The sequence below is a fragment of the Endozoicomonas sp. G2_1 genome (genome assembly GCF_017744155.1).
Lineage (GTDB): Bacteria > Pseudomonadota > Gammaproteobacteria > Enterobacterales > Alteromonadaceae > JAGHQT01.
Map to the genome: position 1 here is coordinate 200,569 of NZ_JAGHQT010000006.1, position 14,009 is coordinate 214,577.

Sequence of the window (14,009 nt, forward strand, 5' to 3'; positions counted from 1 at the left end):
ACGGCTGATGAGTTTTTAAGAAATAAAACTCAAATGGCTCTGATAAAAATCGCCGCAATATGGCAGGCGGTATTTGTGCAGCGTTAACGCTGAAAGCACGCCATAGCACCAAGCAACAACAACGAGTACAGTTAGTAACCAACCAACTAGCGGGATGAGCGATAACAAACAAAAGGTAATCAAGATGCCAAGAGATTGGCGCAGGTGATATCGAGCAAAGGCAGACTTATTTTGACCGTAAATTAACAGCGCAATCAGCCAGCCAACAAAGGTGAAATAACTGAGCACAGCGATGATCCTTGCCATTTCATGGTGGCTGCTCCGGCTTGCCTTACGATCTTTTACAACAACTTCAGTGGTGATCATAAACTACTCCATCTACTATCCATTTTGATGTTTTTCCATGCTTACCATTTAAATCTAGCGATCTTTTTTCTGTTAAACAAGTGACAATTTTGCGATATTAACTAAGTTACCGAGATCTAAAAGAATATAGTTTTATTGAAGAGAATATGGCCTTACCCGAAATTGAGATTAAGCCTCAAGCGAAACACAACGGACTATTCTTAACCTGTATAGGTCTGATTTCTCTAGCTATTTTATTAATAATTAGCCAGTTTTTTTGGCTTAAAGCAAAACTACCACTGATTTTTTTAATTTCTGCCAGCTTGGTTTCACTGGCATTAGGCATCGCCAAATTACTTGAACCGCCAATTAGTTTTTCTATTACCCCGGAAAAAATCAGCTATTACCACAAATACGGTAACTGGCAACTGAGCTGGCCCGAAATCGCCAATATTAATGTCATTACTTCAAGCCATGGACTAGAGCGATTACAATTGCCGTACATTGGTATTCGGTTACACGATCTTTCGACATTAGCTAATAAAATATCACCAAGGCTGGCTAACCGTTTAATTCACGAGCAACGCATTTTGCTCGTCCATTCGGTGCAACAACAGCTGCTAACCATAGAACAAAGCCAAATGAACTTTGAGCCTTTTCAACTCAGTGACAACAGCCAAATTAAAGGCCCAATTGCCGCATTTTTGCATCAAGCAGAGCGCTTACAAGAAGCGCTCGGTTACCACTTATATTTGCCCGCCAATAGCGCTGATAGAACCCTTGATGAATTTAATCAACTGCTCAAGCAGTGCCGATCTAGTGCTGGTAACTACCAAGCTAATGATGAGTGATTTTTAGTTAAATCTGGTTAGCCGATATTATTAGCTATTGATCCAACTTGCTTGTGCAATTGCCTCAGTTAACGCTATGTCTGGGTAACCACAATCGCGTAAAGCATGAATAAACTTTAACGTTTTAAAACCATCAAACCAAGTGTGTAATTGTTGGTTAAATTGTTTTTTGCCATCACCTTGGTGTTTTAAGACAAATTGTTCAAGCCCAATTGCTAGTAAAGCGCGTTGGCAATCCACGGGTAAACCGGTCAACCACCTCTCAAATTCATGCGAACGCTGAGCTAGGTCACTAAAGGCATTCAACGTAAATTTCAAGTACTCAAAAAGCTGCGGCTGATAATAACAATAGTCTTCGCCCTGCTCTTTTAAGCTAAGAATTTTTTGTACTGCTGGTCCTGTGCCAAACGGCACTCGGTCTGATGTTCTGGCTTTGAGCACTATTTCACAGTCGTCAAAAAAATAGTGGTTGTACTGTGATTCTGGCCTTGTTGAACCGCACTGGGTGCTTGGTTCTGGATTGAATTCTGAGAGTTTGGTTAATTTGTTAAGCAGGTAAAAATCTTCGCCAGCCGATCGTTTCGGAAACCCCCTAACCTTTGCGTAGGCGTTAACATCAAACGCTAAAATACTGCCAATGGTGTAATACGCATAAGGAGAGCCTGCATAGCGTAAACCTGAGACGTAATAACTCAGTGCTTGTTGGTAGAGCTGGTTGGCCCAATGCACGTTTGCGTTGTCACACTGGTGATCAAAATTGTAAATTGCAATGTGATAGTCAATTGATAGCTGATTAGTGACCGTAAAATAGTCATCAGGAAGGCTTGCATCGGCATCTGATGAATGCAGCCAGCGACTTTTAACTATGCCATTTGCCACAAGTTGCGCCGCAATATCGACACCAATTTTACGAGCCAAACCCACGCCTTGTTTGACAGGTAATGGCTCATTAAAACAGTCAACCAACAGTAGCTTAGCCTTTGTTTTTGTAGAGTTTTTTTGGTCAGACTTGAGCTGTTTCGGCTGAGAATTTTGCGGCGTAACTAATACGAGTTTACCGTCACAGCTTTGCCATTCGATTTTATTTTCAGCTAGTGTCAGTGCGTCCTGCCATAAACTCAGTTGTTGTATATTAGTTGTCGCGCTATCAGGCTGATTAACAACAAGGATCATTAATGCGTTTTGCTGACCAAGTGCTGAGCTAAAAAATCGCTCGATAAATTCTACTCTTTCACAATAGGCGGGAATAACAACAACGTTATCGAATATATGCTCCGAGCCTAATAACGCCGACATATCACTAATATGCTCAACTTGAGGCTCAGCATATTGGCGTAGATATTTATCTAATACGTTTTTCACGCACTTACTAGACTCATAATAGACTTTTACCCACTCGACTTGTGCTAACAGTGTTGAGCAAATTTATTAGATAACTCAAAAACTAGTGCAAAGCGGCGCGGTGCGGCAACTGAGCGCAAACTTCAGCTTCAAAATCTAAAATTTCTACTAAACGCTGGTCAACTTCAGCTTTGTCGAAATACTCATAAGCCAATTCAACAAACAAGTTTTTGTGTTTCTCTTCTGATTTGGCAATGGCAACGTAAAAGTCTTTCTCTTTGCCTTCAGGCAATGCTTGTGACACTAAGTCAAAACGTTCATGACCGCGTGCTTCAATGACACCGGCAACTAGCAATCTGTCTAAAAAGAAGACGTCGCGACCGTTGCGAAAAATACTGCGAATTTTTTTGATGTATAAATCTTTTTCGTCGTTAGCTAAGGTAACGTCCCTTGCCTGCATCAATTTTAGCACTTGTTTAAAGTGAATAAGCTCTTCAATGGCTAAATCGGTCATCGCGCGCACTAGCTTCTTGCGATCAGGATAATGAGACAGCATCGAAACCGCCATACCTGAAGCTTTTTTCTCTGCCGCTGCGTGATCTGCCAAAAAAGCATCAAAATCAGCCATGACAGCTTCAGTCCATTCAAAAGGCGTTTTATATTTCAGTTCAAACATAGGAAAACTAATTCAATTTACAGAATAACAATAAAATAGGCGTGTATTTTACACGCCTTAAAAATGGTGACAATGAACAATCCAGCAATTAACCTTGATGAACGCTCTTCTCGGGGATATATGGACTAATTTTTTGCCAAACAACATCGGGTTCTAAAAAGGTTTTACTGCCAACGACACAGAATAGGCCTGGGCAACGGTCTGAAAAACTTTTTTCGACATCCCAGGTCTCATAGGGGTGAGAATCATGGATCATCAGTAGCTGTGGGTTATCTCCTCTGCCGGCAACTACGTGATAATTATCAAACATACCGAACTTGTGGGCGCACATATAATACAAAGAATATTCCGTCCATCGTGAGCGCAGATAACGAAAAATAGACCAATTGCGCGGATCTTTGGCATTGTGAAGTGAACAGATTTCATCAACCCAATGCTTACCCCAAAGTTCAGTGAGTTCAGAAATCAATTTTAAGCAAATATTTTTTGCTAAAATTGATGGGGTAATGTGCATACCAACACCAGCTTCGCCAACATCTGGTGACATTTTTAACATGCGCGCTGAAGACTTCCACCACTTCGGATGTAATTCTCTGCTTTCATACTGTAACAAAGCCTTACCATCGATGATTAACTTGTCCATAGTCAATGGTTTTAAGCAGATAACATCAGCATCAAAGGTTAAATAAAAATCTTCTTTTAAATATTGGGCCGCGGCGATTTTAACGAGTTGCTGCTTGCGCCAGCCGCGAACATGAGCATATTTACTCAGTTCTGGAATTAATGCTTCTTCGGAAATAACTACAGGATTAAGATGCTGCCATTTCTCTAAGCGCTGATTGACGATGTCAACTTCATCGGGCGGCGTCACAATCAAAAATGTTGAAAACATACCGGGCTCGGCAAACGCCGTTAAGCTGCGAAAGAGAATTTCAGTGCGTCCCAAATCGTCGACGTCATAACTACCGCGAATACAAAGAGGTAAAACAGCCCCTATTGCCATAATAAAACCCTAAAAACTAAAACCCGCCAGAATATGGTAAGTATTCTAGCGTTTTTTTAAATAAGAACAATTATTAGTTATACAAGTTTTCACCAGTCTGAAAAACTAAGAGGTGATAGATAACAAGGCCATTAATCACTGATGACGTCATTGGTCTCGCCTTGTAACGAAGCCAATGTATTTTCTATGTCCTTTAAATTTTTAGCATCTCCTGGGTTAATTGAGCCGGCAATTTGATTAACTGAATCCTTAAGTAGCGCAATTTGATTCGCGATCGCTTTTACTGAATCTTCTTCATCACCCAAGCTTTGATGACGCGCGTAATCAGATTTTATTTGCTGCCAGCGCTGTGCTTGCTCACTTGTTAATGTATCTCTTAATTCCGCAAGCTTCAGTAAGTTTTCCTCGGCGCCGACGGTTAGGGTTTGGGCCTCGCCGCGATAATGATCACCAATCAACTGTTCAAGCTCTTGTTCGGTCATCACAGGTACGACTTTTTCAGCCATTTTGTTCATATTGCGGTAACTACCCTGCAATTTAAACGGCGGTTCAGTGCGATACTTATCATCTTGAGCGGCAGATTTAATATATTGCTCATTGGCTTTTAACACCGTCTTTTGAATGTGGCGTATCCGTTTTATCACCGCCACGATTTCGTTGACTTCGGCTTGCGAGTAGCCGTGTTTCAGGTTACTCGCACTCGCCTCTTCACCAACACTGTTGTCATCTGCCAGCTTAACTAATTGATATAAGTCTTCCATATCGCGCATTGCCAACGGCGCCAAATACGGATTGCTGGTTAAACTATTTTCGATAAAGCTCAGCGAGAATTCGTGCTCTCGACCGCTTAAAGTATCACCCAAGTTGTAAATATCAGCTCGGTTGGCGAGCATATCGGGGATGGTAAAGGCTTCACCAGATTCTGTGTATGGGTTGCCCGCCATCACGACAGCAAACTTTTTACCGCGCATATCATAGGTTTTACTCTCGCCATTCCACACGCCATCAACTTTTCTCGAGCCATCACATAACGAGATAAACTTTTGTAAGAACTCAGGATTGGTATGCTGAATATCATCGAGATAGAGCATAACATTGTTACCCATTTCAAAGGCTAAGTTGATTTTTTCAACTTCACTGCGGGCTGTTGAATTAGTGGCTTGGCAGGGATCCAACGAAACTTGCTCGTGACCAATAGAGGGACAGTTAATTTTTACAAAGGTCATGCCGAGCTTACTTGCGACATACTCTATCAAGGTTGTTTTACCGTATCCCGGCGGAGAAATTAGCAGTAGTAAACCCATTAAGTCAGAGCGTTTATCCGCGCCAGCGGCACCGATTTGTTTTGCTAAATTGGCACCGATAATTGGAAAATAAACATCGTTAATCAGCTTATTGCGAACAAATGAAGACAGTGCGCTAGGCATAAATTCGTGCAAGCGCAACTGTTTGCGCTGCTGCTCTAAAACTTCTTGTTTTAACTGGTGAAACGCTTTAAACGCCGGTACCTGAATCTGGCTAAACTGGCGCAAGCGATTGATAAATGACTGATAATCAATCACTAGGCTTCGATCATTAATCCTTTTATGTTGGCCAAGAAGCCCTGGAACACTTGTGGTTGTGTCAACATCGAGCGCATAAAACTCAGGGTTTGGCGCTTTACTGGCATCGTCGACAATAACCGAACTGTCACCGTTAAATAACAACACGGAACAAACTTCCACCATCATTTCTGTCGATACTACTTGTGCATTGTTGTTCGCATCAGTCTCTGATTTAGTTTGTGTATTGTCCTTTTGACTTAAATGCTGACAATAGCTGCTCAACCAAGCAAAATGCAATTGATACTGCTGCTGCGCGGTTTTACAGGCAGCTAACGCTTGCATTATTTTGCTCGTTAAGCCCTTATTGGCAAGTTGTTTTTGAAAATCCTCAAGCAACTCTTTAGATTGCTTGCGGATAACAAAAATGAGTTCACCATTGGCTAATTCCGCCAGTAAATAATCCGCGACGACACTGAACTCTGTTGAATCAACCGCCAACCATTGCTCTTGCTGGCAAAAGTCCGCTAACGCACTAGTAAGCTCGTTAATCAGTTGTTTACGCAAAGGGTTATCGCCAAAGGCTTGTGTCATAAGTGCTAAGTTCTGACAGCGCTGTATCAAGTCTTGTCTAGCACTAGCATCACACCCCAGATATAAGTAGCCAATCGCCAATAAGCGCTGCTCTGCACTATATGCCAGTAAACCGACTTGTGATTTTAAACGCAATAACTCGGTTAAAATTGCCGCAGCATCAACATCGTGAACACCTTTGTCATAGCCCTCTTGATATCGCGCTTCAGCCTGAACTCTAATCAACTCAGCGAGCTCTTTTTGCTCAGCCAGCCCAACTAACGCATCAACAGCCACTTGTCCTTTACTTTCTGCTTCAAACAATATCGATGCCGCCAAGTACTCAGCGCGATATGTTTCTAAAGATTCTGAAACTAAGTTTTGCTGCCATAAGTGTTGAGTGTTTTCAAATAGTGTTTCGTCTAACGCTTGGTAATAATCACTACCGATAATGTGTAACATCATTTGCTGCTCACGAGGCAGTAAGGTCAGCTCTAATGCTTGATTGTTGACGGAAAACTGATAATCGCCAATTTTGACTAAACTGCCATCATCGGAGTAAATATCCGTTTTGTCGCGCAATGCTCTAATGCCCTGCTCTTTGGCATTTTTGAGTTTTGCCGCTAAATCATCAGCTCGGACGTTATCATCTAAACTGCGCAATTGCTCAATCAGTTGGCGCAGCTTTGTAATCATAGGATCAGCAGCAAAATAGCTATTGAGTTTATTGGTATCTTTAAAGGTACTGGCGCGACGAGTAATCGACTGAACAATGCGCTCTGCCGCCGTCATTAGGTTTGCGCAGCGACGCTGCCTTTGATCAACCAGTTGCTGTTTGTGTTGCTCAAAATTATCGTAGATTTCGTCGCGTTTGACCAAAATCTCCTGATAAAACTCGTCGTAGTCACTAAACTGACTTTCGAACTCTTCTAGTTGCACCAATAAAGACGACAGCTGTTTATCGCAAGCTTCTGGGCTATCACTGGCATTTAACGCACTGGTAACACTTTGGCTCAGCAGTTTAAAGCGAGCGCCAAATTCGGCTTTGGCCTCTTCAGAGCCAACTTTTTTCTTCGCCAGTTCTGCTTCTGCCTTAACGCGATTAACCTGACCAAAAACAGCAGAAATATCTTCGAGTATTTTTGTTCGCTGCCGACTGTCTTCAATATCCAGCGACAGCATAATGTGATTGAGCAGTTCGAGGCCAGCGACCAAGTGCGCGATCTCGTCACTAATGGGAGATAATTCGGTGATCGACGTTGCTTGATTGACTTGCTCAGTAAGGTTATCAATTTGCTGATAATAAGGCGCTAAAGCTTGCTCTTTTTGTAAAAAATCAGCGGTTGCTTGGCTTAGTGTTTGGGTTAATGTACTGAGGTTTTCCTCAATAAGCTCAAGTGCTTCAACGTCAATGTAGCGAAGCTCTTTAGCAGAAATAATTTCACCATTAAACTCGGTCAGCGCTTGTAAACTTTCAACGTATTGCGCTGCACTTTCAAAGTTTTGCGGTTGAACTTGGTCATTAAAGCGCGCCATCGACTGCTGACAATTCGCCAGAGCCTGACTAGATTTCTGCTGAATGCTGAGCACTTTTTCAAACTCGTCAAGCACCAACTCGGAGGTTTCAACAACCTGAGTGATTAGCGCTTGTAAATCCGCCACTTCGCTGTCATTCAGCCAGTGATAATTATCAAATAGCTTCTTGGCGTCTTTTACTAAATCGTTGTAGTGGGACAAACTTGGTTGTGGCTTTGCAATACACTTAACTATGTGATAAAAGTCGGATATTCCTCGAACTAATTCAGGGTTGCCAACGCGGCCATAGAAGCTGTTATCAACGGGTTGGTTACTTGCATGCTCTTCACTACAAAATGGCGTTTGCCAAATTTGCATGGTGTGAATGCGCGAGGGCTCCGCTTCTGCATTGAAAATTACGGCATGGCCGTCGTTATAAATACTTTGGCCGTGGCCGTAGACTGGATTTTGTAAAGTTCGAGTGATTAAGTTATAGCTAAATAGCGCGTATTGGCCTTCGTTTGGCTCATAAAATATATAAAGAAAATCTTCGCCGTTGGGTGATTTAACGACGCGATGTAACTCCAAATCTTCAGCGTTGTCGTCAAAGTGTTTGTGTTCACCACTTTGCAAATAGTAACCACCGGGGAAAATAATGCCGTGATCTTCCGGCAATTGCACACAAGCGTGGCCAATGGCATCTTGTCTTAGTACAGTTTGTGTTTTGCAATTGTAAATTAAATGGCGGGTTTGCTGCTCCCGATACGGTTTAACTTTTAATAAAATCAATGCGCCAACTTTGGCGTAGTGTATTTCTGCATCGTCTAATGATTGGTGCGCATCATCAACTGGCTCACTGTAAATACCAACACCATCTTCAGTGTTATTTTCTACTTTTAAGGTTAAATTACCGCCAATGGTCTCAACAAAAAGCTCGTCAAATAAATTGAAATGTGGGTGCTTGCCTTGCTCTTGTTGATCGCGGCCCGCTTTTAGCCATTCAAAGTCGTAATTTTCATGGCGCTTGATGTCGCGCTCACCACGATTGTCGATGTACTTAACTTGATGCTGACTGTCGATGCCCCACTGAAACACGCGAATATCGTCCGCGCGCTCACCAATACTGAAAATGGCAAATACTTTACTGCCCTGCCTAAAAACATGTGCCAAGTAGGTCTTTTTGTAATAAGTATAAAGTTCGTCGAAATCTCGGACAAAATCGCTATCGGCTAAGAAACTGCCTTCAATCGGCAAATCGACAATCTGGCTTTCTCCGTCCTGCTCTTCTACCTTATGTAAACTAAAGACATCAGCGACCGTGATATTTCACTTGAGACCGAGAAAAACGTTATAGCCAAACAGCAACACATCGCCGATAGCGGCAATATCACGCGCGACACAGTTGTGCTCAGTGCGCACTCTAACTCTGGCGCTCACAGACATTTCTGTGCTACCAAAGGTATCAATTCGATTTTGGTTGAGCTGTTTTAATTGCTGATTAAGATTGTCACCGAGAGTTGATAACCTGCGCTGAATCAGCTCATAAGAGCCACCTTCTGCAACGGCTTGATTGGTGATGTCTTCCTTATCAGTCATTGACCACTCCTGTATATACGCTAAAAGTTTGGCAACAAGGCACTAAAATTACTGTGACTAAAGATATTAAAAAGATCGGTAAAGGCATTGCTACCACAACACCTTTAGTCAAAATAACTCAGATGTAAAAATGATAAACACAAGCTCAGTTAGTCAACCAATATCAACCAACTGAGCTTACTGATTTCAAATAGCTTAACTACTTGCTTTCACCATTACTGGCGGTACCAATTTTTAACAAATTGGCTAATGCACTGCGTTGAGATTCGTCGGCATTATTCAGTGACGACAACAACTGCGCCATCGAGAAGTTTTTGATGGTCTCACTCGACTCAGAAGCGCCGGCTAAAACACCTTTTAAATCGTCGAGTAAATTTCTATCGCCATTTAAATGATCTTTGAATACGGTTTGCAAGGTTTCACTCTCGTTAACTAAGCCATCCAAAGACTTACCGACAGTTATCGACTTCATAAACTGTTTCAAGAAGTCGCCATCGCCACCCATAATATTGATATTGGCTTCACCCAATGCCGTTGCCAATACCTCTGCTTGCTTCTCTGCAAGCTGAACACTGGTGTCATATTCCGCCAGTGTTAATTCACGTTGTTGACTCAGGTTAAGGCCAAAGGTTTCAAATTCACGTGCTTGGTCAGTCATGGCATTGAGCACGTCTTGCTTCTCGCGTAAACCTTTTGCTTCTGCCAGCGCTTTTTCTTCAATACCTTTAGCTTCTGCCGTCAGTTTTTGCTCTAGGACTTTCGCTTCGGCTTCGCCGCGCTCTTCGAGTGCTTTAGCTTGTGCGTGTTGAACTTCTGCTTCAGAAAGACCAATTTTACGCTGGCCGTCAGCTTCTGCTGCCAGTTGTTCTGCGCGCACTTTAGCGTCTGCAACACCTTGTTTTTCGTTAGCTGCTGCTTGTGCTTCAATCACTTGTGCTTCCGCCAAACCTGCCGATGCAGTCTCCGCCTGAATACCTTCAGCTAAAATCTTCTTCGCTTCCGCTTGCTTGCTAGCGGCTTTTAATTCTGCCTCGGCGATAGTTTGCATTTTATTGGCAAGGTGAGCCGCGGCTTGTTCTTCGGCTTTGGCCGACTCAATATCTTTCACCAATGCTTCTTCGGCTTCAGCTTTTGCCAAAATCACTTGCTGATCTTTTTGACGATTCGCCTCAGAAACCACGCGCAAGTCTTTGATGCGCTCTTCTTCTTCAGCAACGCTCTTATCAACCGCGATGCGCTCGCGCTGAACATCGGCAATGTTTTTGCGCTCTACTTCCAGCGCTTTTTCTTTGTCGATACGCAAGGTTTCCACTTCTTTTTCGCGGTCAATAGCTTCTATCGCACGGGCACGGGTTACTTTTTCTTCTTCAATAGCAACTGCGCGCATGCGATTTTGCTCGGCTATTTCAGTCTCTCTTAGCTTGTTTTCTTCAGCAACTGCAATTAACTGCTCAGTTTCAATGCGAGCTTGTTCGGCTTTGCTGCGCTCTTCTTCAACAACACGCGCCGTTTCGGCTTCTTCTCGCGCTTTAACACTAGCTACTTCACGGGCTTGCTTGGCTTCGGCATCGGCAAGCTGACGCTCTAGTTCAAGTCTTTTTTCACTCGCTTCAATGTCTTGACGTTTGATGCGAATTTCTTCTTGGCGTTTTAAATCATTGGTTTCAACTGACTGGGCTGCTGTCAACTCAGTGATGCGTCGGATACCTTCGGCGTCCATAATGTTATTCGGATCTAAATCACTGATTGAGGTTTGTTCAAGGAAGTCGATAGCGACATCTTCCAGGACATAACCAGAAAGATCTTGACCAATGACCTCTTTTATTTTGTCGCGAAAAATATCGCGCTGAGTGAATAATTCGGCAAACTCAAGCTGCTTACCGACTGTTTTGAGTGCTTCAGAGAATTTGGCTTCAAACAATTCTTGCAAAGTCTCAGGGTACGAAGAACGCTCACAACCCACTTGTTTTGCCACTCGAAGAATGTCTTCTTTGGTTTCGTTAACGCGAATATAAAAAGTAATCACGATATCAGCGCGAATATTGTCCTGACAAATCAGACCCGAGCGTCCTTTGCGCTCTAATACCATGCGCTTAGTTGAGATATCCATCACTTCTTTCTTGTGGATGATAGGAATAACTAAGCCACCTGTGGTACTGATATCTGGTTCAGCCCCCAATTTGTTAACAATTAATGCCTGCCCTTGTTCTACCTTGTTGTAAAACTTGGCAACCATTAACAGTAGTGAAAAGACAAAGAGTACGCCAATGCCTATGGCTAAATATAAAGGTTCCGTGACCATGCAAAATTCCTCTTATGCAATGTAATGAGCGTCAACTTGCTCTGATTTATCTGTATATACTTTTTAGCTGGGGTAACAATGATTAATGAGTGTTCAAATAATTGGTTAACTTGGATATGGCGCAACCACATAAGTATGGCTATCTGCTTGATATTCGATTATCAGTACTTTGTCGCCGTTTTTTAGGTGATGAACAGAATCTGATCGAACGTCGACCAGTAACTCTGCACCGTCGTTAAAAATTCGCGCTTGACCAAAACTATCGCTTACTGTGCTAGTAGCAATAACCGCTTCTTTGCCAATGAGGCCTTGACTAGTCACTGTATTACTTGCTTTAAAAAGGCCTTTGAATGGCTTAATGATCATACCAACGATTGGCAGTGCGACAAAAAATACTGCGACTGCGCTGACTGCTCCGGCGAGATAATACAAGGCGCCACTTGGGATCATGGTTAGTAAATAGAATTGAGTATAGAAACTCAATAACCAAGCGATTAATACCAGAAAACTCAAGACAATAGATAATGGTATGCCGGTTAAGCCGAATGTTAGCAGCAAGCCTGACATCGCTGACAAGTCGCTTTCAGACTCTAGATCGATATCAATATCACCGTCTAAATCTAAATTGACAATACCTAATAAGCCAATCAACCAATAAATGATCAACACGGCCAATAAAACGGTGTAAATAATGGTGGGAAAGGTTGTTGAAACTGCATAAAGCATTTCCATATTTTAATCCTTAAAATTTTTTATTATTTTTCGCTAATTACACAACAAGATTAGAAAACAAGCGTTAATTAACTTTTAAGTAACATAAACATCAAGACATAATATGTCAAGTTAAAACTTATTTGTTAACTAAAGGTTACTTAATTTATACTTTGCTGTGAGTTACATTTACTCATAATCAGAAAATTAGTAAAGGAAAATAAAATGAAATGTACGAGTTGTAACAATGGTAGTTTGATACCGAGTTTTATTGATGATCTATTTCGTGCACATACCTGCCAAAACTGTGGTGGTAATTGGATATTAATTGAAGATTATGTTTCGTGGAAAGATCGGAACCCTGAGCATCAATTTTCCTCTGATATAACTGAAGTTATTGACGAGCCTACTGGTGCTATGCTTTGCCCCGTTAGCGGCTCTATTATGAGAAAGTTTAGGATTAGTGCTGAAACCAGTCATAGTCTTGACTATAGCTCAGCTGTAGGCGGAGTTTGGCTAGACAAAGGTGAATGGGAATTATTGAAAGAAGAAAAGCTTGCCGGTTCATTAAACAATATATTAACCACTAATTGGCAAAATACTATAAGAGCAGAGAGCGCAAAAAATAATTTTTCAGAAATTTACCAAAGTAAATTTGGTGTAGAGCAGTACCAAGAAATTAGAAAAATTAGGGAATGGTTGAACTCACAATCAAACAAAGCTGATTTAAGAGCGTATATACTCGCTGAAGATCCCTACTCGGCTGAAAGGTAATACTTAATAATCATCAACATACCGTTGAACAAACTTCCTGAACTGGCCTTTACTGGCCATACTATTTAACTCTTTGCGCCATTGTTCAATAGTTTTTGAGTCAGCGTTTAATGATGTAGCCAAATAGAGTTTTGGCTGCATGATCAATTTATCTTCGACAATCTGATGAGTTGGAATATTGGCCTGCTTGATTAAATACCGTGCTAAGTGAAATTCGGTAAACCAGTACTTAACTAATTTGTTCGACAACAATTTTAGACAGGCTTGCTCATTGGTAACAGCAATAAAATCAGCTTCATTGTTTTCCAACAACCAAGCTTGCATTGGGGTGTCGTAATGAACACATATTTTTGCCCGATAATGTTGTTCATCATCAAAATCAGCATTTGAGCTTGTACTATCATTTAGCTTAAGCAAGCCGATACGGGTAGAAATTAGTGGTGCAACCCATTGGTAGAGTTCTTCGCGCTCTGGTGTGCGAGCAAGACCGACAAAATAATGATGAGCTTGATGGTCGAGCACGGTTAGTGCTCGCTTGAGCGGTACTATCTGTTTATTGACCTTTATTCCAAGACGCTCCGCCGCATGCTCAACAATATTCATATTGATGCCAACAACGTCACTGTCTTGCTGCCATGAAAACGGTGGTACGTCAGCGCCGAGCAAAACTATTTGCTTTTGCTGTTCTTGACTAACACTGCCGTTTGACCATAAAAGTAGTAAAGCGCTAATAACTGTCCAAGACAGTAAAGCATTTTTCAAAGTACTTTTGCTTCGTCCC

General features: G+C 42.0%; 10 protein-coding genes and 1 pseudogene. 2 read left to right on the forward strand and 9 right to left on the reverse strand.

All coding sequences use genetic code 11. The features are described from left to right. Positions 1–15: 15 nt before the first annotated feature. Positions 16–366, reverse strand: coding sequence for a hypothetical protein (locus J7384_RS09875; RefSeq protein WP_209113536.1), 351 nt, complete (start codon positions 364–366; stop codon positions 16–18). Between the two features lie 146 nt (positions 367–512). On the opposite strand from J7384_RS09875, the gene J7384_RS09880 reads away from it, so the two are divergent. Further along, the gene (locus tag J7384_RS09880; RefSeq protein WP_209113538.1) at positions 513–1,196 is read left to right on the forward strand and encodes a DUF2982 domain-containing protein; all 684 of its coding nucleotides are present in this window, start codon (positions 513–515) and stop codon (positions 1,194–1,196) included. Between the two features lie 30 nt (positions 1,197–1,226). Here J7384_RS09880 and J7384_RS09885 read toward each other — a convergent pair whose 3' ends face one another. From J7384_RS09885 to J7384_RS09920, 7 genes and pseudogenes are all read right to left on the reverse strand, one after another. Continuing rightward, the gene (locus tag J7384_RS09885) at positions 1,227–2,558 is read right to left on the reverse strand and encodes a hypothetical protein (RefSeq protein WP_209113540.1); all 1,332 of its coding nucleotides are present in this window, start codon (positions 2,556–2,558) and stop codon (positions 1,227–1,229) included. Positions 2,559–2,640: 82 nt separating this feature from the next. Further along, positions 2,641–3,213, reverse strand: coding sequence for a tRNA-(ms[2]io[6]A)-hydroxylase (locus J7384_RS09890; protein ID WP_209113542.1), 573 nt, complete (start codon positions 3,211–3,213; stop codon positions 2,641–2,643). A gap of 88 nt (positions 3,214–3,301) precedes the next feature. Further along, a complete protein-coding gene (locus tag J7384_RS09895; RefSeq protein ID WP_209113544.1) occupies positions 3,302–4,216 on the reverse strand; it encodes a DUF6492 family protein in 915 nt (304 codons plus the stop codon). A gap of 131 nt (positions 4,217–4,347) precedes the next feature. Beyond that, positions 4,348–7,866, reverse strand: coding sequence for an AAA family ATPase (locus J7384_RS19695; RefSeq protein ID WP_209113605.1), 3,519 nt, complete (start codon positions 7,864–7,866; stop codon positions 4,348–4,350). A 156-nt stretch (positions 7,867–8,022) separates the two neighbouring features. Beyond that, positions 8,023–9,441, reverse strand: a pseudogene (locus J7384_RS09905) (DNA repair ATPase); the annotation flags it as partial. Positions 9,442–9,640: 199 nt separating this feature from the next. Continuing rightward, the gene (locus J7384_RS09915; protein WP_209113548.1) at positions 9,641–11,743 is read right to left on the reverse strand and encodes a hypothetical protein; all 2,103 of its coding nucleotides are present in this window, start codon (positions 11,741–11,743) and stop codon (positions 9,641–9,643) included. 105 nt (positions 11,744–11,848) lie between these two features. Next, positions 11,849–12,475 (reverse strand): hypothetical protein, encoded by a 627-nt coding sequence (locus J7384_RS09920; RefSeq protein ID WP_209113550.1) that lies wholly within the window; start codon positions 12,473–12,475, stop codon positions 11,849–11,851. 204 nt (positions 12,476–12,679) lie between these two features. On the opposite strand from J7384_RS09920, the gene J7384_RS09925 reads away from it, so the two are divergent. Then, positions 12,680–13,228 (forward strand): zf-TFIIB domain-containing protein, encoded by a 549-nt coding sequence (locus J7384_RS09925; RefSeq protein WP_209113552.1) that lies wholly within the window; start codon positions 12,680–12,682, stop codon positions 13,226–13,228. A gap of 3 nt (positions 13,229–13,231) precedes the next feature. Here the strand turns inward: J7384_RS09925 and J7384_RS09930 are convergent, their stop codons facing one another. Continuing rightward, on the reverse strand, positions 13,232–13,990 hold the full coding sequence (locus tag J7384_RS09930) for a transporter substrate-binding domain-containing protein (RefSeq protein WP_209113554.1): 759 nt from the start codon (positions 13,988–13,990) through the stop codon (positions 13,232–13,234). Positions 13,991–14,009: the final 19 nt, after the last annotated feature.

Coding starts and splice junctions, on each gene's coding strand:
- J7384_RS09920 (WP_209113550.1), bottom strand. CDS start 12,475: ATGGAAATGCTTTATGCAGTTTCAACAACCTTTCCCACCATTATTTAC.
- J7384_RS09880 (WP_209113538.1), top strand. CDS start 513: ATGGCCTTACCCGAAATTGAGATTAAGCCTCAAGCGAAACACAACGGA.
- J7384_RS09895 (WP_209113544.1), bottom strand. CDS start 4,216: ATGGCAATAGGGGCTGTTTTACCTCTTTGTATTCGCGGTAGTTATGAC.
- J7384_RS09925 (WP_209113552.1), top strand. CDS start 12,680: ATGAAATGTACGAGTTGTAACAATGGTAGTTTGATACCGAGTTTTATT.
- J7384_RS09875 (WP_209113536.1), bottom strand. CDS start 366: ATGATCACCACTGAAGTTGTTGTAAAAGATCGTAAGGCAAGCCGGAGC.
- J7384_RS19695 (WP_209113605.1), bottom strand. CDS start 7,866: ATGGCGCGCTTTAATGACCAAGTTCAACCGCAAAACTTTGAAAGTGCA.
- J7384_RS09890 (WP_209113542.1), bottom strand. CDS start 3,213: ATGTTTGAACTGAAATATAAAACGCCTTTTGAATGGACTGAAGCTGTC.
- J7384_RS09915 (WP_209113548.1), bottom strand. CDS start 11,743: ATGGTCACGGAACCTTTATATTTAGCCATAGGCATTGGCGTACTCTTT.